The organism is Acidobacteriota bacterium, assembly GCA_016195325.1.
GTDB lineage: Bacteria > Acidobacteriota > Polarisedimenticolia > JACPZX01 > JACPZX01 > JACPZX01.
The window spans coordinates 24,954-44,917 of sequence record JACPZX010000041.1; the positions used below are offsets into that span (position 1 = coordinate 24,954).

15 protein-coding genes are annotated in these 19,964 nt (G+C 69.8%); 10 read left to right on the forward strand and 5 right to left on the reverse strand.

The window, feature by feature from the left end; all coding sequences use genetic code 11:
• Positions 1-63: 63 nt before the first annotated feature.
• Complete coding sequence (locus HY049_08900) at positions 64-1,086, forward strand: radical SAM protein (GenBank protein ID MBI3449017.1); 1,023 nt, start codon at positions 64-66, stop codon at positions 1,084-1,086.
• 46 nt (positions 1,087-1,132) lie between these two features.
• Positions 1,133-2,032 carry a tRNA 2-thiocytidine(32) synthetase TtcA gene (ttcA, locus tag HY049_08905; protein ID MBI3449018.1) on the forward strand — a complete coding sequence of 300 codons (900 nt, stop codon included), beginning with the start codon at positions 1,133-1,135 and terminating at the stop codon, positions 2,030-2,032.
• Here the strand turns inward: ttcA and HY049_08910 are convergent.
• Positions 2,013-3,278 (reverse strand): DUF4872 domain-containing protein, encoded by a 1,266-nt coding sequence (locus HY049_08910; GenBank protein MBI3449019.1) that lies wholly within the window; start codon positions 3,276-3,278, stop codon positions 2,013-2,015. The genes ttcA and HY049_08910 overlap by 20 nt on opposite strands.
• A 31-nt stretch (positions 3,279-3,309) precedes the next feature.
• Entirely contained in the window at positions 3,310-4,251 is a 942-nt protein-coding gene (locus tag HY049_08915) for an alpha/beta hydrolase (GenBank protein MBI3449020.1), read from the reverse strand.
• Positions 4,252-4,434: 183 nt separating this feature from the next.
• On the opposite strand from HY049_08915, the gene HY049_08920 reads away from it, so the two are divergent.
• Positions 4,435-5,001, forward strand: coding sequence for a sigma-70 family RNA polymerase sigma factor (locus HY049_08920; protein MBI3449021.1), 567 nt, complete (start codon positions 4,435-4,437; stop codon positions 4,999-5,001).
• Between the two features lie 10 nt (positions 5,002-5,011).
• On the opposite strand, the gene HY049_08925 is transcribed toward HY049_08920, so the two are convergent.
• Both HY049_08925 and HY049_08930 read right to left on the reverse strand, forming a co-directional pair.
• Positions 5,012-7,789, reverse strand: a complete 2,778-nt coding sequence (locus HY049_08925) for a tetratricopeptide repeat protein (GenBank protein ID MBI3449022.1) — start codon at positions 7,787-7,789, stop codon at positions 5,012-5,014.
• A 148-nt stretch (positions 7,790-7,937) separates the two neighbouring features.
• A complete protein-coding gene (locus HY049_08930; protein ID MBI3449023.1) occupies positions 7,938-10,058 on the reverse strand; it encodes an HYR domain-containing protein in 2,121 nt (706 codons plus the stop codon).
• A 148-nt stretch (positions 10,059-10,206) separates the two neighbouring features.
• Between HY049_08930 and HY049_08935 the strand changes: the two genes are divergently transcribed.
• From HY049_08935 to HY049_08955, 5 genes are all read left to right on the forward strand, one after another.
• Positions 10,207-10,947 carry an SDR family oxidoreductase gene (locus HY049_08935; GenBank protein ID MBI3449024.1) on the forward strand — a complete coding sequence of 247 codons (741 nt, stop codon included), beginning with the start codon at positions 10,207-10,209 and terminating at the stop codon, positions 10,945-10,947.
• An 11-nt stretch (positions 10,948-10,958) separates the two neighbouring features.
• Positions 10,959-12,197 (forward strand): dicarboxylate/amino acid:cation symporter, encoded by a 1,239-nt coding sequence (locus HY049_08940; GenBank protein ID MBI3449025.1) that lies wholly within the window; start codon positions 10,959-10,961, stop codon positions 12,195-12,197.
• A 93-nt stretch (positions 12,198-12,290) separates the two neighbouring features.
• Positions 12,291-13,112 (forward strand): hypothetical protein, encoded by an 822-nt coding sequence (locus HY049_08945; GenBank protein MBI3449026.1) that lies wholly within the window; start codon positions 12,291-12,293, stop codon positions 13,110-13,112.
• Between the two features lie 30 nt (positions 13,113-13,142).
• A complete protein-coding gene (locus HY049_08950; protein ID MBI3449027.1) occupies positions 13,143-13,805 on the forward strand; it encodes a DUF1566 domain-containing protein in 663 nt (220 codons plus the stop codon).
• A gap of 134 nt (positions 13,806-13,939) precedes the next feature.
• Positions 13,940-16,624 (forward strand): protein kinase, encoded by a 2,685-nt coding sequence (locus HY049_08955; GenBank protein MBI3449028.1) that lies wholly within the window; start codon positions 13,940-13,942, stop codon positions 16,622-16,624.
• On the opposite strand, the gene HY049_08960 is transcribed toward HY049_08955, so the two are convergent.
• Complete coding sequence (locus tag HY049_08960) at positions 16,625-17,398, reverse strand: c-type cytochrome (protein ID MBI3449029.1); 774 nt, start codon at positions 17,396-17,398, stop codon at positions 16,625-16,627. It abuts the gene before it with no gap.
• A gap of 138 nt (positions 17,399-17,536) precedes the next feature.
• On the opposite strand from HY049_08960, the gene HY049_08965 reads away from it, so the two are divergent.
• Both HY049_08965 and HY049_08970 read left to right on the forward strand, forming a co-directional pair.
• The gene (locus tag HY049_08965; GenBank protein MBI3449030.1) at positions 17,537-19,150 is read left to right on the forward strand and encodes a HAMP domain-containing histidine kinase; all 1,614 of its coding nucleotides are present in this window, start codon (positions 17,537-17,539) and stop codon (positions 19,148-19,150) included.
• Positions 19,147-19,824, forward strand: a complete 678-nt coding sequence (locus HY049_08970; protein ID MBI3449031.1) for a response regulator transcription factor — start codon at positions 19,147-19,149, stop codon at positions 19,822-19,824. The genes HY049_08965 and HY049_08970 overlap by 4 nt, the downstream gene beginning before the upstream one ends.
• Positions 19,825-19,964 lie beyond the last annotated feature (140 nt).

Below are 19,964 nucleotides of genomic sequence, written 5' to 3' on the forward strand. Positions count from 1 at the left end.
TTGACACCGCAGGCGAGCGAAAGTAAAGTGAAATCATTCACGCTCGTTCCGCGGAGGGGGGGCATGGCGGCTACCGATCGTCTTCTCAGCATCCTCTCACCCGGCGCGATCCGGCGCCCGACCCTCGTGGCGGCCGCCGCCGAGGCACCGAGAGCCGGCGGCCGAAACGGGGTCGACTACCAGGAGATCCCCTGCCAGAGCGCCCTCAACCGATGCTCGAGCGATCGGATGCCCTTCGACTGGACGATCAACCCGTACCGGGGGTGCGAGTTCGCGTGCCGCTACTGCTACGCCCGGTACACTCACGAGTACATCGGCCTCCCGGACCCGCACAGTTTCGAGACGCAGATCTTCGCCAAGACCTCGGCCGCGGCGGCGCTGGCGCGCGAGCTGCCGCCGGGGCGAAAGCTCGCCGGAGGGATCGCGATCGGGACGGCGACCGACCCGTATCAGCCGGCCGAGCGCACCTTCAGGATCACGCGCGGCCTTCTCGAGGTCTTCGCGCGGCGCGAGGGGCTCAAGCTCTCCATCACGACCAAGAGCGATCTCGTCACGCGCGATCTCGATCTCCTGACCGAGATCCACCGCCGCCACCGCCTCACCGTCAACCTGACCATCACCACGACGAACCGACGCCTCGCGAGGCTCATCGAGCCGCGCGCGCCGCGGCCCCTGCGCCGGTTCGAGGCGGTCCGGGCGCTCTCGTCGGCAGGGATCATGACGGGGGTCTTCATCATGCCGATCCTCCCCGGCATCACCGACTCGGCGTCGTCGCTCGAGTCGATCGTCGCCGCCTCGGCCCGCGTGGGGGCCACCTACGTCGCGCACCAGGTCCTCTTCCTGCGCTCGTCGGCCAAGAGCGAGTTCTACCCCTTCCTCGCGCAGAACTTTCCCAAGCTCGCCCCCCGCTACCGGCGCGTCTACGGCGGCGCCGCCTATCACACCCCCGACTACCGCGAGCGCGTGAAGGAGCTGATGGCCGGCCTGAGGAGGCGCCACGGCCTCGCCTCGCGGCCGATGGACCACGACGCGGGCGTCGCGTCGGAAGAGGGAGCCGGCGGGGTTCAGATGGCTCTGGGGTTCTGACGCGGGGCCTGAATCGGGGCGGCGCGGCGTGTAGAATGCCGCATCCATGAAGCCTCTCGAAGTCCAGATCCGGAAGGAAGTCGGCCGCGCGATCATCGAGTACGGGATGATCGAGGAGGGGGATCGTGTCGCCGTCGCCGTCTCGGGAGGGAAAGACTCCCTCACGCTTCTCGACATCCTCCTCGCGCTCCAGAAGCGGGCGCCGATCCGCTTCGAGCTGGTGGCGGTCACGGTGGATCAGGGGTACGAGGGATTCCGCTGGCCGGTGATGGAGAAGCACTTCCAGTCGCTCGGCGTCCCGTACCACATCGAGAACACGCGCATCAGCGATCTCATCGACGAGCACAAGGCCCCCGGCGCGACGCAGTGCTCGCTCTGCGCGCGCCTGAGGCGAGGCGTGCTGTACGGCCTCGCGAAGGAGAAAGGGTGGACCAAGATCGCTCTGGGCCACCACGCCGACGACCTGATCGAGACGCTCCTTCTCTCGCAGCTCTACAACGGGTCGATCCAGTCGATGCCGCCGATCCTGAAGGCTGACGACGGCGTCAACGTCGTCATCCGCCCGCTCGCGTACGTGTGGGAGGATCAGATCTCCGCGTACACGAAGGAGCGCGCCTTCCCCGTCATCTGCTGCGCCTGCACCGCCTGCACCGACCTCACGCTGAAGCGAAAGCAGGTGAAGGCGATGCTCTCCGAGATGGAGGCCGGCCACCCGGGGATCAAGCGAAGCCTGCTTCGCGCCCTCACCCGCGCGCGCGTCACGCAGCTCATGGATCCGCGCTTCCTGCCGCTGGGGGAGAGAGCCTCGCTGCGCGAGGAGGCCGCGTCGATCGTGGAAGGGGAGCCGCCCGAGGATGGGGAGGCGTCGCCGGCGTCGCCGGCCCTCGTGACGATTCAGCCCGTCGGCGCGCGCTCGAAGGAGTCGTCTACGCGATCGCGAGCCTGAGCGCCTCGATCGCGCCGGTCTCGATCTCGTGAATCCGCTCCACCTTCTTCCGCATCCCCGCCAGCAGGTCGAGCGCCTGCGCCGCGCTCAGCGGGAAAGCGATCGCGGCCTGATCTCTCAGCGCCGCGAGCTTCCCTTCCACCTCGAGGATACCGGGGACGGAGTCGTCGCCCCCTTCCTCGAACAGACGGGCCTTCAGCCCCATCAGGCCGCGCGCCTCCACCAGGAGCGGGACGTACTCGGGAAGCGACGCGCCGGCGAGCCCGGTCCAGGCCGCCGCCGACTCGCGGAACCCGGCCGCGACATCACCGAGAGCCGGAAGCGAGAGCACGCCGCGCGCCTCATCGAGGAAGGCGGCGTACATGGATCGGAAGGCTCCTCCACCGGTTCCCTGCGTCTCGATGCCGCCGTAGCAGCTCATCAGCGCGTCGAGGAGCGCGGTGCCCGGGGGGAGCGCCCTCGGCCACCCCTTCACGTCCTTCGCGTTCGTCAGGAGGTCGGCCCATTTTTGGAGGGCCGAGAGACCGAAGTTCGCGCTGCCGGGCTTGATCATCCCCTGGACGCACGCCTGGAGCCCGTCGCGGATCGCGTGGGCGAGATCGGGGGCCCTGTTCGGCGGCTCCACGAACAGCGTCCGGCTCCGGAGCGAGATGACCGCCGGGCGCGCCGCGGCGAGCTCCTTCGCATCGATGGTGAACGGCTTGCGCGATCGGTCGGCCACGAGATAACGCCCTGCCTTCTCGTCGAAGCCGTACACGACGATGCAATACACGTGCAGCTTCAGCCATTCGATCGGAAGGCCGTGCCAGGGGAGGCTCGCCTGCCCCAGCCACACGACGGCGGGCCGGCCTCCGAGGAGCGCTTCGTGTAGATTCTCCTCGGCGGCGCGATGTCCCGAAGCCTCCTTGGTCGTCACCCGGCATCCGAGGCGGCCGCAGATCCCCTGAATGAAGTCGGCCTTCGTGCTCTGCCAGAGGTGCCGCGTCCCCACCGAGACAAAGGTGCTGCCGCCCGTCTCGAAAAGGAAGTACCCGCAGCCGATGCCGCCTCCTATTCCGAGGAGCATCTCCTCGGAATAGGGAGCGCCGGTGTGGGGCGCCTTGAGCCCGAGGTGATCGAGGATGTTCCTGAGGTGCGCCGTCTCGTGGTGCCTGCCCCCGGAGTGCCGGTAGCCCGGGACGCCGAGCTTCGGGGCTGGAGGGGGAGGCGCCTTGATCTTCTTCTTCGAGCGGACACCCGTCGCCATGCGCTCAGTCTGGACGGCGACGCCGGTCAGGTCAAGGAGACGCGGGGGATCCGCCGCCCCCGAGAAATTCCTCCACGCGGGCGACGAAGGCGTCGCTCTCCTCGCAATAGGGGAGGTGCCCGCTCCTCTCGAAGATCGCGAGCTCCGACCCGGGGATCGCCCTGTGAATGGCGTACGCCACCGACGGGGCGACGTTGAAGTCGTAGCGGCCGGTGACGACGAGGGTCGGGAAATGGAACTTCGGCAGCTCGGGGTTCAGATCGAAGCGCTGGAGATCGTTCCAGATCGACTTGTTGACGCTCTGGTGGTAGCTCAGGTCGTCCATCCGGGCGAGCATCGCGTCGCGCGCGGCGGAGGTGTAGAAGAGCATCGACATGTACTCGCGCATGTCGGCGGCGATCGCCGGCTTGTCCCCCAGCTCCACCGCGAAGGCGAGACCCTCCTCGCGCGCCACCGTCTCGGGGAAGATGTTCTTGAAGAGAAAGACGGTGTCCTGGATCTTCGGCGCCGCGGAATCGACGATGAGGAGGTGCGCGATGCGCTCGGGGTGGCGCGCGGCGTAGGCCATGACGAGATAGCCGCCCCAGGAGTGGCCCAGAAGCTCCATCCTCTCGAGGCCGAGCCGGGCCCGCAGCGCGTCGAGGTCGGCGATCTGATCCGCGAGGAGGCACGACTGCCCCTCCTTGAGCTCGCTCGACCGGCCGTTGCCGCGCTGGTCGTAGAAGATCACCTTCCGTTTCGCGGCCAGACGCTCCCAGGCGTTCGAGCAGTGCACGTACCCGTGATCGAAGCCCGGCCCGCCGTTCACGACGACGAGCGGCGCTCCCGCGCCGCCGCCCGTCACCTCGTAGTAGATCGAGACGCCCCCCGTCTCGAACGTCTGTCCCTTCTCGGGCGCGGGTGCCGGCGCGGCGGCGAGCAGCACGATCGCGGACATCGCGGCGGCGCCGCGCAAGGTCTTCTCTTGTCTCACGGATTCCTCCTTCGCGGGTGATGGGACAGCGCGTCTCACGGCCACCCGAAGTACCACGCGAACCCCGGGGCGTCAAGAGAGCGGCGCCGCCGGGCCCGGAGCCGGGAAGCTGGACGGCGCGGGGCTTCCGGCGTACGATCGCCGCGACTCGATGTCGATCGCCGATCCAGGGGTCACCCGCGCATGGAGCCCACGATCTCATCGCTGATCGCCGCGGCCGACCGCGGTGAGCCCCGAGCCGCGGACGCGCTCTTCGCGGCCCTCTACGGTGAGCTCCACCGCCTGGCGCGCCACGAGCTCGGCCGGCACGGCGGGCCGGTGAGCCTCGGCGCCACGACCCTTCTCCACCAGGCGTACATCGACATCGCCGCGCGCGCGGGCGCGTCGTTTCCCGATCGGGCGCGGTTCATGGGATACGCGGCGCGGGTGATGCGCGGGCTGATCCTCGAGCACGTCCGATCGCGGCGCGCCGTGAAGCGCGGCGGCCAGATCCACATCACCGCGATCGACACGGAGCCCGGCGACGCGACGATCGACGTCCCCGGGCTGACGCAGATGAGCGACGCGCTGGACGAGCTCGCCCGCCTCGACGCGGGGCTGGCGCAGGTCGTCGACCTGAAATTCTTCTGCGGCTTTTCGTTCGCCGAGATCGCCGCGATGCGCGGGGTGGCCGAGCGCACGGTCCAGCGGCAGTGGGAGAAGGCGCGGATCTACCTCCACCGCAGCCTGCGGGGGGATCCCCCCACCTGATGGCTCTCTTCTACCGCCCCTCGCGGGCGCGCAGATCCGCGAGGGCCTCCTCGATCCTCGGGAGCTGGAAGGGCTCCGCGCGTTCGAGAGTTCGGCGCGCCTCGATGAGGGACGCCTCGGCCTCGGGATAGCGGCCGCGCGCCGTCTGGCATCGGCCGGCATAGAGGAGAGTCCGCCCGATGAGACGATGGCCGGGCGGAAGCGCCCGGCGTGCGGCCGCCAGGACCTCTGCGAGAAGACGCTCGGCCTCGTCGAGGCTCCCCCGGCTCGTGCGGACGTCGCCGAGCGCGGCCATGGCCCCGAGAGTGCTCGCGTTCTCCGACCCCATCTTGCGCCGGGAGCGTTCGACGGCGTCGACGAGAATCGACTCCGCCTCGACCTGTTTCCCCTCGTCGTGGAGGACTGCGGCCAGATTCTGCAAGGAGTCGAGCGTGTCGGGGTGATCCTCGCCGAGCGTCCGGCGCCGCGTTTCGAGGACGCCGCGCAGAGTCACCTCCGCCTCCCCGAATCTTCCCTGGGCCTCCCGCAACAGCGCCATCCCGGTGAGCGCCATGAGCGTGCGCGGATGCTCCGGCCCTACGGCGCGCCGGAAACCGTCCACCGATTCGCGGGTGTAGGGCTCGGCTTCGGCGAGCCTTCCCTCGATCCGGAGGACGTACCCCATCATGTGCACGGACAGCAACGTCTGAGGGTGGTCGCCGCCGAAGACTCGGCGCCGCGTCTCCAGGGCCTCCCGGAACAACGGTTCCGCCTTCGCGAGTTTTCCCTCGGTCATCAGATCGAGGCCCAGGTTGCTCATCGCCGTGAGCGTGTGTGGATGGTCGCTGCCGATGGTGCGCCGGCACTTGTCGAGAACCTCGTGGAAGTACGGCTCGGCTTCCGAGGGCTTGTCCTCGTTCTGGAGGAGGAGGCCGAAGTTGTTCAACCCCATGAGCAGGTCGGGATCGTCCGGGCCGAGCGTCCGGCGCCGGACGTCGAGCGCCTCACGAAGATATCTCTCCGCCTCGGGGAGCTTCCCCTCGAGCTGCAGGAGGAGGCCCAGGTTGTTGAGCGACGTGAGGAAGGCGGGGTCGTCCTTCCCGAGGATGCTCCGCCGTCCCTCGAAAGCCTCGCGGAAGGAGATCTCCGCCTCCGCGAGCTTCCCCTGATCCTGCTGAACTCCTCCCAGGACATCGACCGCCTCCAGGGCCTCGGGGCTCCCGGCGCCGAGTTGCTCGCGCCGCAGCGCCACTGTCTTCTCCGCGAGGGGCCTGGCCGAGTCGTAGAGACCGAGACTTCGATACACCTCGGTGAGCGTCAGCGTGAGCTGCGCGCGGACCAGCGGCTCGTCGGCCAGTTCCCTGTCGATCTTCTCGGCGCCGCGATCGAGGATCTCCCGCGCCGTGATCGTGTTCCCCCGGGCCGCGCTCGGGTTCGACACCTCGAAGAGGTCGGTCAGCACGCTGAGTGCCCGCGTCGCCGTTTTCGCCTCCCGGTTCGCGCGATCCCGCTCGCGGGCGATCCTGGCGGACTGGAGCGCCATCGCGCCCGCGAAGCCCGCGAGCGCCAGCACTCCGAGCGCGGCGAACGCCACACCCACGCTGTGCCGCCCCACGAACTTCCGCGCGCGGTAACCCGCGCTCGCGGGGCCGGCCACGACGGGGAGGCTCCCGAGATGCCTCCTGATGTCCGCCGCGAGATCCGCGGCCGAGCCGTACCGGCGCTCGCGGTCCTTCTCGAGCGCCTTCATCACGATCCAGTCGAGCTCCCCCCTGAGCTGGCGCCGCAGCGTCACGGCGTCCACCCCGCGTCGCGTCGCCGATTCGGTCGCGAGGGCGCCGCCTGCGCCGCTCAGGCGCGCGCTCGGCCTCTTCGGCTCCTCCTCGCGGATCCTCCTGCGGATCTCGTCGTGCCCCCCCTCGCGCGTGGCGCCCGCGTCGAACGGGCGCACGCCGACGAGGAGCTCGTAGAGCATCACTCCGAGGGAGTAGACGTCGGTGCGCGTGTCGAGATCCCGGCACGCCGGGTCCGCCTGCTCGGGGCTCATGTACTCCGGCGTGCCGATCAGCGTGCCGGCGATCGTCTGCGGCGGGCGATCCGCCGGCCCCTCCGAGGTCGCCTTCGCGACGCCGAAGTCGATGATCTTCGGGACCGGCCTTCCGTCCTCCATCGCGACCAGGACGTTCGAGGGCTTGAGATCGCGGTGGATGAGCGCCTTCTGGTGCGCGTGCTGCACGCCGTCGCACACGCGCATGAAGAGCTCCAGCCGCTCCCGCGTGGTGAGCCGGTTCCGGTCGCAGTGCTCTGTGATCGCGACGCCACGGACGTACTCCATGACGAAATAGGGACGGCCGAGGGGGGTCGAGCCGGCGTCGAACACTTTCGCGACGGCCGAGTGATCCATGAGCGCGAGAGCCTGGCGCTCGGCCTCGAACCGGGCCACGACCAGCGCGGTGTCCATTCCCTGCTTGATGATCTTGATCGCGACGTCGCGCCTCACGGGCTCCCGCTGCTCCGCGAGCCAGACCTCTCCCATCCCGCCTTCACCGAGCGGGGAGACGAGCCTGTACGGGCCGATCACGTCGCCGGCGATCGCCGTCCCGACGCGAAGGTCCGGGCCGGCCATGAGGAACCCTTCCGCGTCCGCGGCGCGGTGCTCGTCGAGAAGAGTCGCGAGGTCTGCGGCGAACGAGGGATCGCGGGCCCTCAGGATGACGAGGAACCCGGCGCGCTTCTCGACCGGGAGGTCGAGGACCTCGTCCAGGCTCGCCTCGAGCCGTCGCCAGCGATCAGGGCTCAGCAGTGTCATCGGCATCGTGGGCGGAAGCCCGCCCCGAGGTCCGCGTGGAAGTGTGATGGGAAGAGTACGCCCGACACCGCTTTCCTGTCCATGCCGAACTCCGGGCGGCCGGCGCGCCCGGGGTTCGGCTCGAGCGAGCTTCCGCCGGCGTCTCCCGCTACTTCCCCTGGGAGGGGATGCGGGTCGTGAGCGTCGCGTTGTTGTTGGCCGGATTGGGATCGAACGTCGGCGATATCACGCCGGCGGTGTTGGAGACCGAATTCTTCCCCTTGCTCGAGACCTTCACGGTGACGGTGACTTTGACCGTCGATCCGCTCGCGAGCGGGCCGACCCACCAGGAGACGGTACCGCCGGCCCCCACCGGGGGCGGCAACAGCCCGGCACCCGTCGCGCTCACGAAGGTGCAGTTCGCGGGGACCGCGTCGTTGATGACGACGTCACCGGCCGGGCCGGGGCCGTTGTTCACGAGCTGGAGCGTGTAGACGAGGCTCTGTCCGGGCGAGACCTTCGTGACGGTCGTCGACTCGCTGATCGCGAGATCCGCCCGCTCGACCGTGACCCCGAAGCCGCACGAGTCGGCGTTGCCGGAGGCGTCCGTCGCGGCGCAGGCCACCGGTGTCGTCCCCACCGGGAAGATCGAGCCCGACGGCGGTGCGCACGAGGTGGTGGCGCCGGGGCAGTTGTCGGTGGCGGCCGGGGAGGGGTACGTGACAGGAACCCCGGCGGACGACGTCCCGGGAGCGACGACGCTCGCGGGACACGTGATCCTCGGCGGCTCGACGTCGTGGACGGTGACCTTGAACGTGCAGCTCGCCGCACCGTCGGAGCAGGAGACGTCCGTGTCTCCGACGGGAAAGAGCGATCCCGAGAGGTGGTCACAGGTGACCGTCCCGCAGGCTCCGCTCTCCGTCGGAGCCGGATACGTGACGGCGGCGCCGCACTGTCCGGGATCGGTGGGCATGGTGAAGGAGCCTGGGCAGACGAGCGCGCAGGGTGGCACCGAGCTGCTCAGGAGCCTGATGAGACCGAAGTCGACCGTGGAGCTTCCCGCCACGACGATTCCGGCGTGGGCGTCAATGGCGACGGCCTGCGCCAGGCTCAGGGCGTCGTCGAAGTCGGTGATCACGATGCCTCCCCCGAAGCTGCCGTCGAGCGTGCCGTCGTGGAGGTAGCGGGCCACCGCGATCATCGGGTGCGTCTGGCTGTTCAGAGCGTCCGCGGCGATTCCCGCTGCGACGATCTTGCCGGCGGCGTCGACGGCGACGGCGAGGATTTCGGACTGCGGCGAGACATCGGTGACCACCGTTCCCGTCGTGTTGAATCCCGTGTCGAGCGATCCATCGCCATTGTAGCGGACGAGGGTGAAGTGGGAGCCGCTCACACCGGAGACGAAGGCCGATCGTCCACCCACCACGATCCGACCGTCGGCGTCGAGGGCGATGGCATGCGCCGTATCCCCATGCCCCCCGACGTCCGTGGTGACTCTCCCGGTTCCGTTGAAGTCGTGATCGAGCGTTCCATCGGCGTGGCACCGCGCGACCGCGATCAGGCCGTTCGAAGTTCCCGCCACGACGATTCTTCCACCGGAGTCGAGGGCGACGGCAAACCCAAAGGCGCTAATCCCGGCGAAGTCGAACGTCACTTTGCCGTCCCCCTGGCTGTCTCCGTCGAACGTGTCGTCCAGCGTGCCGTCCTCGTTGTACCGGACCAGCGCCATTCTGGCCGCAGGGATGTTCGCGCTCCCTCCCGCGACGATGATCTTCCCCCCGGCGTCGATCGCGACCCCGCTCGCAAACGACGAGATGCCGAATGCGGTGGTCACCGTCCCTGTCCCGTTGAAGACGGTGTCCAGGGTGCCGTCATCATTGAGGCGGGCCACCGCAATGTCCTGGTGCGTGCCGATGTAGGAAACTCCCGCCACGACAATCCGTCCCTGACCGTCGACGGCGACGGCATTGGCGCTCGCGTTTTTCCCGTCGAACTGGACGGTCACCAGGCCGTTCGTGCCGAAGCTGGTGTCCAGGGTGCCGTCCTCGTTGTAGCGCGCGACGGCGAAGTCTCTTTGCACGCCGTCGGACGAGACTCCCGCCGCCACGATCCTTCCGTGGGCGTCGATGACGACGGCGGTCACGGCGTCGCCGAACCCGCTGAAGTCGGTGGTCACCTTGCCGTCGAAGCTGAACGACGGGTCGAGATCGCCGTCGGCGGCCCGCACCGGCACCGCCATGCCGGCGACGAGCATCATCACCGCGACGAAGAGCATCCTCTCCTGTCTCATGGGTCCATCCTCCCTTGAAAGTCTCTCGACCGCCCCGACGTCGCGGGGCGGCGATTCCGGTCTCTACCCATGGAGATCGGAATCGGTGCGGAGAAGACGACAGGAAAAGTGGTTGACGGAATGGGATGGGCCGCGCCTAAGATGCGGAATGGACTTCACGGGCCGCGTCGCGATCGTCACCGGCGCGTCGCGCGGCCTCGGCCGCGCGGCGGCGGCCCGCCTGCACGAGCGCGGCGCCTCCGTCGCCGTCAACGCGCGCGATGAGGCCCGCGCCGCCGAGGTCGCGAGCGCGATCGGCGCGCGCGCCCTCGCGGTGCCGGGGGACATCACCGCCGAGGGCGTCCCCGAAAGAATCGTCCGCGCGACGCTCGAACGGTTCGGGCGCGTGGACATCCTCGTCAACAACGCCGCCCACGCGCGATCGACACGGTTCGAGCAGCTCGGCCTCGACGAGTGGCGAGCCGCCCTCGAGACCAACATGACGGCGCCGTTCCTCCTCATGCGCGCCGCGCTCCCCGCGATGAAGGCGCAGAAGTACGGGCGCGTCGTCAACATCTCGTCGTCGGCGGGCCGGATGGTGAGCACCCTGGGGGGCGCGCACTACACCGCGTCGAAGACCGGCCTCCTCGGCCTCACGCGGGCCGCCGCGAAGGAGCTGGGGAAGTTCGGCGTCACCGTGAACGCCATCTGCCCCGGCATGATCGACACCGAGCTGACGCGCGAGACGGCGAGCGCCGAAGTGCTTGCGCGCCTCGCGGGGTCGTACCCGGTGCCGAGGCTCGGCACCTCCCTCGAAGTCGCGGATCTGGTCTGCTTCGTCGCCTCGGAGGCGGCCGGCTACATCACCGGCGCGTCGTTCGACATCAACGGCGGCGATCTGATGATGTAGGCGGTGACGCGATGAAGGAGAGCACGCGCGTCCTCGCCGCCCTCGGCGCCGCGGTCGCGGGCGGGACGGCGATCGCCGTCAGCGGATCCGAGCCGCTCCTCCGCGCGGCCGACGCCGTCTCGCCGATCGGCGCCCTCTGGGTCAACGCCATTCGGATGACGGTGATCCCGCTCGTCGTGTCGCTCCTCGTGACCGGCGTCGCGTCGGCGACGGACGTGGCGGCGATCGGGCGGCTCGGGAGCCGGACTCTCGCAGTCTTCGTCGCGATGCTCGCCGCGCACGCGCTCGTCGCGATCCCGCTGACCGTCGCGGTCTTCGGCTTCATGCCGGAGCGCGGACCGAAGCTGCCCCCCCTTCCGGCCGGAGCCGCGGAGGCGGCGAAGCTCGTCACGGGCGGTCCGGCGCAGTCTCCCGGAGAGTGGCTCGTGTCGCTCGTTCCCGCGAACCCGATCGCGGCGGCCGCCTCGGGCGCGATGCTGCCGCTCGTTCTCTTCACTCTACTCTTCGCGCTCGCCGCGACCCGCAGCTCCGCGACATCGCGCGCGACGATCGTCGCGCTCTCCCGGTCGGTGAGCGAGGTGATGCTGACCCTGGTGCGCTGGGTGATCCTCGCGGCGCCGATCGGCATCTTCGCGCTGATGCTCCCCCTCGCCGCCCGCGCGGGAGCCGGTCTGGCGGGGGCGATCGGCTTCTACATCATCGCGTACTCTTTCCTCAGCGTCCTCGCGATCCTCCTGACGTATCCCGTCGTCGCCCTCGTCTCGGGGATCCCGGTGCGGCGCTTCGCGCGCGCGGCCCTCCCGGCGCAGCTCATCGCCTTCACGTCGAGCTCTTCGGTCGCCTCGCTGCCGGCTCTCGTCGAGAGCGCGGAGCGGGGCCTCGGGCTGTCGAAGCGGATCTCGGGGTTCGTGCTGCCGCTCGCGGTCTCGACGTTCAAGTACGCGGGGCCGGTGACGTGGACGGTGGGCGCGATGTTCGTCGGCTGGTTCTACGGGATTCCGCTCGGCCCGCGCGAGCTCTCGCTGGTCGGCTTCGCCTGCGTCTTCCTCGCCGCGGCGGCGCCGGGGGTCCCGCGGGGCGGCTTCATCATCCTCGCGCCGCTCTTTTCCGCCATCGGCCTGCCGATCGAGGGGATCGGCATTCTCATCGCGCTCGACGTCATCCCCGACACCTTCGCCACCGCCCTCAACGTCACCGGCGATCTCGTGGCGGCGACGCTGGTCGCGAGGTACGAGTCGTCTCCTTCCTGATCCCGCGTGTCGCTTTTCCCTCCGCGAATCCGATCCTCCCATGTAGAGGCCCGAACCGGAGCTGGTCTCGGACCCAACGATGCGGGGGGACCCATGAAATGCCCGAAGACACGGCTCCTGGCACTGGCCGCCGCGATCCTCCTCGGAGGAGGCGCCGCCTTCGCCGAGAACATCGACCCCGGCAACGCCGGATCGAAATTCGCCTGGTCCGAGAATCTGGGCTGGATCAACGCCCGCCCTGGGGGGGCCGGGGGGCCGGGAGTTCAGGTCTCGGACTCGGGCCTGACCGGCTGGGCATGGTCGGAGAACGCGGGTTGGATCAGCCTGTCGTGCGCGAACCGCTCGTGCGCCGCGGGAAGCTACGGCGTGACGAACGACGGGTGCGGAACGCTCGCGGGGTACGCGTGGTCGGAGAACGCCGGCTGGATCAACTTCGCGCCTGCGGGGGCGGGGGTGACGATCGATCCCGTGAACGGGAACTTCAGCGGGCGAGCCTGGTCTGAGAACGCGGGGTGGATCACCTTCTCGTCGTCCAGTCCGGTGGCGTACCGGGTGACGACCGGCTGGCGCCGGGCCGCCCCGTTGGGAGCGCCCGGAGTGACCGCGACCAGCGCCGCCGGCGGCGCCGCATCCTTCTCGTGGGCCGCGCTGCCCGGAGCGACCTCGTACGACATCGTCCAGGGCCGCCTCTCCGCGCTGCGGAGCGCGCACGGCAATTTCCAGGCGGCGACCCAGGCCTGCGTCGCCCACACGACCGGGACGTCCGTCACCCTTAGCGGGACGCCCGCTCTCGGCGACGGCACCTGGTACCTCGTGCGCGGCGCGAGCTGTGGAGGAGCCGGAACCTACAACGACGGATCCCAGGTCGGATCTCGCGATGCTGGAATCAACGCGTCGGGGAATGGCTGCCCCTGACAGGGCAGCAGAGAGAGAGGAGTGCGGATTATGAAACCAACGACCACGAACCGTTTGTTCTCCATGGCGACCGGCCTCGTCGTGTTCGGGGCGGCCCTCGCCGGCACCCTGGATCCCCCGGGACCACCGGCTCCGACCATGGTCACGCTCCAGCAGATCTACGACAGGCTGGGCGCTCGAGCCAGTGTCGCCCGGACCGGCCAGACCGGATGCTGGGACACATTCGGAAACCCCGTCAGCTGTGCCGGCACGGGTCAGGACGGCGCGTTTCAGATCGGTGCCTCAGCCTCTCCTCGGTTCACGGACAATGGGAACGGCACGGTGAAGGACAATCTGACCGGATTGGTCTGGCTGAAGAACGCGGATTGCTTCGGCCAGGAGACCTGGGCCACCGCCCTGACCAGCTCGAATACGCTGGCGAGCGGGGCCTGTGGCCTGACGGACGGCTCGGTCGCCGGAACCTGGCGATTGCCGAACATCAAGGAGCTGCAGAGCCTCTTCGACTACAGCCAGTACAACCCGTCACTCCCCGCGGGCCATCCGTTCGCCGGAGTGGATATCCCCGCCGGCTACTGGTCGTCCACGAGCGCTGCCGGCGGCGAGGGCAGTGCGTGGTACGCGCGCTTCGACGAGGGTTTCATGGACAATTTCCCAAAGTACGACACGAAGCATGTGTGGCCGGTCCGCGGTTGAACGTGAGGCGCTCGAACAGTCTCGGCATCGAAGGACGGAGGCCGTCCGCGCGGGGATGTGCGTTATCATGAACGCTCCCGCGGCGGCGCGCGGCAGGTTCTGCGACCCCCGATCACGGAGGACCCCCGATCTCGATGAGCCGATGCCCCGCGTGCGCGGCCGAGCTGTCCTCATCGAGCCCGTTCTGTCCGGAGTGCGGGGCGCCCCTCGGCGGCGATCCCACCGCCTCGAGCGGGCCGACCCTGATCCACAGGAAGTCGTCCGCGTCGTCCGGCTCGCCGACCTCCGACGGACGGTTTCCGCCCGGGACGATGCTCCTCGATCGGTACCGGATCGTCGGCCGTCTGGGACGCGGCGGCATGGGCGAGGTCTTCCGCGCCGACGACATGAAGCTGGGCCAACCGGTCGCGCTCAAGTTTCTCCCCGCTGATCTCGAGCGGGGCTCCTCCATGCTCGCGCGCTTCCACCACGAGGTGAAGATCGCGCGGCAGGTCTCCCACCCGAACGTCTGCCGCGTCTACGACATCGCCGAGGCCGACGGGCAGCACTTCATCTCGATGGAGTACGTCGACGGAGAGGATCTGCGCTCGCTCCTCCGACGCATCGGGCGCCTCCCTGAGGACAAGGCGCTCCAGATCGCGCGTCAGATGTGTGCGGGGCTGGCCGCGGCCCACGACAAGGGAGTGCTGCACCGCGACCTGAAGCCGGCCAACGTCATGCTGGACGGCGAGGGACGGGTGCGGATCACCGATTTCGGTCTGGCGGCTCTGGCCGGCGAGGTCATCGGCGCCGATCTGCGGTCCGGCACGCCCGGGTACATGGCGCCCGAGCAGGTTGCCGGAAAGGAAGTCTCGGTCGCGAGCGACATCTACGCGCTCGGGCTCGTGCTGTTCGAGCTCTTCACCGGGAAGCCCGCCTTCCGCGCCGAGTCGCTGCCCGAGCTGATGCGACAGCAGGAATCGGGCGTCACCTCGCCCTCGAGCTTCGTCCATGGACTCGATCGCTCCGTCGAGCGGGTCATCCTCGCATGCCTCGCGCGGCATCCGGCCGAGCGACCCTCTTCGGCGCTGGCGGTCGCGGCCGCGCTTCCGGGGGGCGATCCCCTCGCCGCGGCGCTCGCGGCGGGGGAGACGCCGTCCCCCGAGATGGTCGCGGCCTCCGTCGTGACCGGAGGGCTCAGCGCCCGAGCGGGGCTGATCTCGATCGTCGGCGCGATCGCCGGCCTCGCCCTCATCGTCCTCTTCGGAGGCGCGGGGGGAATCACGAGCTATACGTCTCTTCCCAAGGAGCCCCAGGTTCTCGCCGCCGAGGCGCGAGCCCTGCTCGGCCGGACGGGCCATCCGGAGCCCGCGGGTGATTTCATCTGGGGACTGAGCGAGAACAAGACGTATCTGGACCACCTGGAGAAGTCGACGGACCCGAATCGCTGGAAGGCGCTCGGACAGGGGGCGCTCGCACCCATCATCTTTTATTACCGTCAGGGTCCGAAGCCTCTCCTGCCGCTGAACCCCATCTCGAATCGAATGTCCCTGGAGGATCCTCCGCCGGGCTCGCCCGGGATCGCGACCGTCTGGACCGACACGTCGGGGCGTCTCATACGGATGGAGATCGTTCCGCCGGAGCGCGCCGAGCCCGGCGGCGCGCCACCGGGCGACGCGGACTTCAGCCCGTTGTTCGCGGCGGCGGGACTGGGTATCGCGGATCTTCGCCGCGTTCCGCCTGGCTGGAACCCGCCGTTCCACACCGACGCGCGCCTCGCGTGGGAATCGGTCGCGGCGAAGAGACCCGAGCTCGGTGTTCGCGTGGAGGCGGCATCGTACCGGGGCGTTCCCGTCTTCTTCCGCGTGATCGGCCCGTGGGAGAAGCCGGCGGAATCGGCCCTGGACGAGACGACGACGGGCAAGCGCGTCGCCCAGTTCGCTGGGGGGTTGCTCCTCCTGAGCGTCCTCACCGGAGGATTCCTGCTCGCGCGCCGGAACGTCCGGCTCGGGCGGAGCGATCTCCGCGGCGCCGTCCGGATCGCGGGGGTCTTCGTCCCGCTGCACATGCTCGCCTGGCTGCTCTACGCCAAGCATGCCGGTGAGTTCGGGGACCTGGTCGGCGCCCTCCTCTCGACGCTTGCGCAGACGCTCTTCGAGGGGCTGATGATTTTCACCCTCTACCTCGCGCTGGAGCCGTTCGTCCGGAGGCGCTGGCCCGACGCGATCGTCTCGTGGACGAGGGGCCTGGCCGGACGCTTCCGCGATCCGCTCGTCGGAAGGGACGTCCTCTTCGGCTGCCTGATCGGCATCGGGCTGCGGCTTTGGGATCAGGTCGGCCTACAGTTTCCCGCGTGGCTCGGCCTGGCGCCGAGCCGGCCGGCCTCGATTCGCCTGCACGCACTCGCGGGAACACGCTTCCTCTTCGGCGAGTTCCTGGACCGCCAGGTCCACTCGATCGTGCCGCCGATGCTGCTGCTGATTCTGCTCCTGCTTCTCTCGATCGTGCTCAGGCGGACGTGGATCGCGGGCGCGGTCGTTCTCGCCGCCTTCACTCTCCTGACCCTGCCCGCCGCAGAGTACTGGTTCGATGCCATCGGCACGCTGGTATTCGTAGGCACCCTGCTGCTCTCGCTGACGCGGCTCGGGTTGCTCTCCACGACGGTCCTCTTCGCGGTCTACACCACACTTGCGGGAACGCTCCAAACCACCGATCTCTCCGCGTGGTACGCGTCGGGGACGATCCTCTCCGTGCTCTGGGTCGCCGCTCTCGCCGGGTTCGGATTCTACGTGGCCCTCGCCGGCCGGCCGGTCCTGGGGACCGGATGGCTGCCGGACTGATCAGCTCCCCGCGTTCGTCACCTCCGCGAGGCGCTTCTTCGCCTGCTCCATGTCGGGGCTGATCGCGAGCGCCTTCCGGTACGCGTCGGCCGCCGCGGCCTTGTCGTCCTTGCCGGCGTACAGCTCGCCGAGGGTGAAGAAGGCGCGCGACGAGTCGGGGTGGAGCTCGACGTTCATCTTCTCGAGGACGATCGCGTCGTCGACCTGCCCCTTGTTGGCGAGAACCCGGATGACGTCGTGGAGCGCGAACTCGCCGAAGTCGTAGGCGGCCCTCCCCTCGTATTGCTTGCGCAGCTCGCGATACTTCGCCTCGGCGGTGGCGACGCCTTTCTCGGCGACGAGGTCCAGCACGATGTCCCCGATCGTCTGCGGGATCGCGACGGCGTGGTGGCACGTCATGCACGTGACCTGCACCTTCCTGTCGCGTCCGGTCTTGATCTCCGCGAGGTACTTCGAGTTCACGTCCGCCGTCATCTTCATCATGGCGCGGGCCGTCACCTTCGGCGCCCTGTCGTCGGAGTCGAACTTGAAATCCTGGAACGGCGGCGCGCCGGCCTTCTCCTCGCCGACGTGGCAGTAAGTGCACCGGACGCCCAGGGCGTTGGTGAGCTGCTTCATCGACTCGATGAGATCCGCTTTCGAGATGTCCCTCGGCAGCACCTGCAGGTTCTTGAACTTGTCCGGGATCTGCGCGCTCGCGGAGCCGGCACCGAGAAGCGCCGCCGCCACGAGAACCAGCGCTCGTGCCTCCAGCCTGCGTCCCATGATTCGCATCGCATGCCTCCTGTGAGAGTGAATGCCGGAGCGTAGCCACGGGGGAGGCCCGCCGGGTCGCCGTCGGGTGCGGGGTTTGTCAGGAAACGGTCAGGAACGGCCGGCCGCCGCGCCGGCCGCTGCTACAATCCCCGTCCCATGACGATCTTCCGGCGGCGGCTCGAATCGGGATGGGGTTCCGTCTTCATCACCTCCTTTCTCGTCCTGGGCCTCCTCCTCGTCGCCGTCCTCGCGCGCCTCGCCTACGGGGCCTCGCGTTCCCACCGCCGCGTCGCGGAAGGGGTCCTCACTGACTACGCCTCGCTCGCGGCGCACGAGCTGGTGCGGCGGGCCGCGAACGAAATCGGCTACAACGGCTGCTATCCGATCATCACCGCCCTCCGCCGCGTCGCCGCCGCGCCGGCGGGAGGTGCTCTCCCCGAGCCGTCCGCCCTCGCCGCCCCCGACGACGAGGCGCTGCGCCGCGCGCTCACGCTCGCCCCCTCGCTCTTCGTCCTCGATGCGGCGCGGAATGCGCTCGCGGTGAGCGGCGCGCCTCTCGATGCGGAGACCCTCGCGTGGATCCGCGCGAGCCTTCCCGCCGTCGCCGCCGCGAAGCCCGATCTCGCGCGGTCGTTCACCGCGGCGCGCGCGAAGATCGGCGGCCGCCCCCGCGCGTTCGTCATCGCCTCGGCGGGACCGGCGCTCGTGGGGTTCGAGCTCGAACAAGGAGCGCTGCGCGGCTTCATCGATCGCGCCGTGACGCGCGGCCCGCTGCTGCCGGCCTCGCTCGGGGACGGTCATCTGACGAACGATCTCCTCGACGTCGGCGTGGTCGACGGGGAGGGAGGTGATCTCTTCCGGTCGGGCCAGGGGAGGGGTGGAATCCTTCGAGCCAGGGTTCCTTTCGGCGACGCCTACGGCGGCGTCCTCGAAGGCGCCGTCGCCGTCGTCTCGATCGATCCGGCGGCCGCGCCGCGCCTCGTCATCGGCGGGCTCCCCGAATCACAGGTGCCCCTCCTCCTCGCGCTCCAGGGAGTGGCGGCGGGGCTCGTCGTCGCCGCCATATTCCTGATGGCGCGCGAGCGGGCGCTCGCGGCCGCGCGGGCGGAGTTCATCGCGCGCGTCTCGCACGAGCTCCGGACGCCGCTGACGCAGATCCGGATGTTCGCCGAGACGCTTCTCCTCGATCGCGCTCGGACCGACGCCGAGCGCCGGCGCTCGCTCGAGATCATCGATCAGGAGGCGCGGCGCCTCGGCGACCTCGTCGAGAACGTCCTCCGCTTCTCGCGCGGCGAGCGCGGGGACATCCACCTCGCGCCGCGCCCGCGCGCCGTCGCCCCGCTGGTGCGGGAGATCGTGTCGTCGTTCCTGCCGCTCGCGCGCGGGCGGGGCGTGCAGGTCGAGACGCGCCTCGACGACGCCGCCGTGGCGAGCCTCGACGACGACGCGATGCGCCAGGTCCTCATCAACCTCCTCGACAACGCGGTGAAGTACGGACCCACAGGCCAGCGGGTCGTGGTGGGCGCCGAGAGGGGGGGCGCGGGCGTGCGGGTGTGGGTGGAGGACGAGGGGCCGGGCGTGCCCGAGGCGGATCGCGGAAGGATCTGGAATCGCTTCGAGCGGCTCGCGCGCGATCGCGATCGCGCGGTGGCGGGAACGGGGATCGGCCTGACAGTCGTCCGCGATCTCGTGGCCCTCCACGGCGGGCGCGCGTGGGTCGAGCCGGCGAGCGGTGGCGGCGCGCGTTTCGTCGTCGAGCTGCCCGCATGAAGCGCATCCTCGTCATCGAGGACAACGACGACCTCGCCTTCGGCCTCCGGAACAACCTCGAGGTGGAAGGGTACGAGATCGCCGTCGAGAGGGACGGCCGATCGGGCCGGGAGCGGGCGCGGACGTGGCGCCCCGATCTCGTCATCCTCGACCTGATGCTCCCCGGCATGGACGGCTTCCGCCTGCTGCGCTCGATGCGCGAGGCGCGGGACACGACGCCGATCCTGATCCTGACGGCCCGGGGCGAGGAGGCGGACAAGGTGCGAGGGCTCCGCCTGGGCGCCGACGACTACGTGACGAAGCCCTTCGGCCTCCTCGAGCTCCTCGCGCGGGTCGAGGCGCTGCTGCGGCGGGCCGGAGCCGGCGGCGACGACGGCGTGCGACGCTTCGGCGACGTCGAGGTCAACCCCTCGCACCGCACCGTCACGCGCTCGGGCAAGGCCGTCGATCTCGCGCCGAAGGAGCTCGATCTCCTCCTCGCCCTGCTGCGCCACGACGAGGCCGTCGTCTCGCGCCTGGATCTCCTGCACGAGGTGTGGGGATACTCCGCCGACGTCGTGTCGCGCACGGTCGACACCCACGTCGCCGAGCTGCGGCGCAAGCTGGAGGAGGATCCGGCCAACCCGCGGCACATCCTCACCGCCCGGAAGGCCGGCTACCGTCTCAAGAGATGACCGCGCCGGGGCGGCGCCTATATATATGTAGGGCCCCCGGGAGCGAAACTGGAGCGAATCGAGCGCCCTCCCGCCTCCCGACCGGGAGGAGGCGCCAGGCGGCCCGCGGATGAATCGCCCGGCGCGGGAGGGGTGATAGA